Source organism: Kitasatospora sp. NPDC058243 (genome assembly GCF_042882025.1).
Taxonomy (GTDB): Bacteria; Actinomycetota; Actinomycetes; order Streptomycetales; family Streptomycetaceae; genus Kitasatospora.
This window is the reverse complement of record NZ_JBHVWW010000146.1, coordinates 1-2,040: the sequence shown is the minus strand read 5'-3', so window position 1 is coordinate 2,040 and position 2,040 is coordinate 1. Positions and strand designations below refer to the sequence as shown.

The 2,040-nt window shown below is 66.7% G+C and carries 2 protein-coding genes; both read left to right on the top strand.

Features of this window, described 5'->3' with window-relative positions; genetic code table 11:
• A partial coding sequence (locus ACFVX9_RS39640; protein ID WP_387987142.1) for a hypothetical protein occupies positions 1–1,350 on the top strand: 1,350 nt, incomplete at its 5' end.
• 219 nt (positions 1,351–1,569) lie between these two features.
• The coding region (locus ACFVX9_RS39635; RefSeq protein ID WP_387987139.1) for a transposase at positions 1,570–2,040 on the top strand (471 nt) is incomplete at its 3' end.

Sequence of the window (2,040 nt, the reverse complement as noted above, 5' to 3'; positions counted from 1 at the left end):
GCCCAGGACGGCCTCCTCTGCGTCGACGGCTCATTCACCGGTTTGTCCTTCGCCTCCCTGGCGGACCTGGCCAGTCTCACCGCCTTCTTCAAGAACACCACCACCCACAGCTTCGACCTGCCGCCCCAGGTCCCTGCCGCCAGCCGGGTCCACCTCGACTCCCTGCACGCCTACCTCCACGTCCGCCCCACCCCCGCCTGGTCCTTCGTCTCCGGCTTCCTCTCCCTAGACACGGCAGACTGGAGCCCCATCCCGGGTGTCATCACCCTCAACGGCCTCAGCGCCCAGTTCGGCGCCGACTTCAGCACCGCCACTCCTCACGTCGACTTCCTTCTCGCGGCCTCTGCCACCGTCCTCAACGGGATCAGCCTCACTGCCTCCATAACCGTCCCCGACCTTGAGCTCACCGCCTCAGCCGCCCTCGAGGGCGGCAGCTCCAGCACCATCAGCAACTTCGCCAGCCCCTACACCGCAGGCCTCCCCCTGTCCCATGTCGCTCCCGCCGCGATCCAGTTCACCACCAACCTCATAACCCACGACTACGCCTTCACCGCAACCCTCGGCCCCCAGTCGCTGTGGACGCTGCCCCACACCAGATTCAGCCCCCTCGCCCTCACCGCCGAAGGCAACGGCACCACGATCAGCGACGTCATCCTCACCGGACAGCTCGAAGCCTTCGGCCTCACCCTCTCCGCCTACGCCGCCCACTCACAGAACTGGAGCCCCCTCGGCGCAACCCTGTCCGTCCCCATCGGCCCCCCCGGCAGCGGAAAGTCCCTGGACATCACCGGAACCGTCGACACCTCCGACGGTTTTACCCTCCACGCCACCGCCCAGACCACCGACGACACCGGCACCGGCACCGGTCTCGCCGACATCCTCACCGGCTTCGGCCTCGACACCTCCACCGCCCTCAACGCCCTCAAGATCAACGACATCAAGCTCGACTACCACAAGGAAACCGACGCAGGCGGCACCGACCACCACTCCTTCTCCCTCTCCGGCCAGACCTCCCACGGCATCACCGCCGCGGCACTCTTCTGCGAGACCGGCCCAGGCACCTACCTGTGGACAGCCCAGATCTACCTCCCCGTCCAGGCAGACCTCTCCGCCCTCCCCGTCATCGGCCACCAGCCCCCCGACGGCACCATCAGCATCAACAGCATCTCCGTCCTCTACATCCCCCAGGACCTCACCCCCGGGCAGATCGACCTCCTCAACACCGCCCAGCACAAACTCAACTCCCAGATCCCGCCCCTCCCCCCCAACGGCCTCAAAAACGGACCCCAGATCGCAGGATCCCTCCAAGTCCTCACCGACCACCGCTTCCTCACCGCCTCCACCCCCTGAACAGCACCCCGGAGCGCAAACACGAGTGCCAGACCCCTGCCCCACCGCCGCCGGCCATGACACCAAGGGCCCCAGCACATGTCCGAAAAATTAGCTTTTTGTTTAACCTCGCTCGTCACCCGACCTGCTGATCTGCGGTGTTTCCCGTGGCAGCGGAGGCGGCCGTTCTCCACGCTTCGAGATGTCGAGTCACGAAGAACCAGAGAACGGCCGCTGTGTATGAGTCTGTCTGCTGAGGTGTCCGGACGCGAGGCGTTGGGCGTGTTTTCCCGCTTTCGTGTCGAGTTCTGCGACTGCCTTTACTCCCGTGCTGATGCGCTCTTCGACGTGAGCGACGCGGTGCTGTGTGCGGACGGTCCGGTCAGGTCGCTGGTCGAGCTGACGCTGGCGGCCGAGCACCGGCGCGGGCACGGGGCGATGTACGACGCGGTCAACCACGGCTGGCTGGAGCCGCGCCGCCTGCGGCGGCTGCCCGCCTCCACACCACTGCCGAGGGCGGCCGACGGGCGGATCGTCCTCGCGGTGGATGTGAGCAACTGGCTGCGGCCCGATGCCCCTACCAGCCCGGACCTGCTGTTCTGCCATGTTTACGGGCGAGGCCGCAACGCGGACCAGATGATTCTCGGCTTGCCCTATTCCTTCGTTGCGGCCCTGGAGACTGGACGGACCTCGTGGACCGCTGTGCTGGAC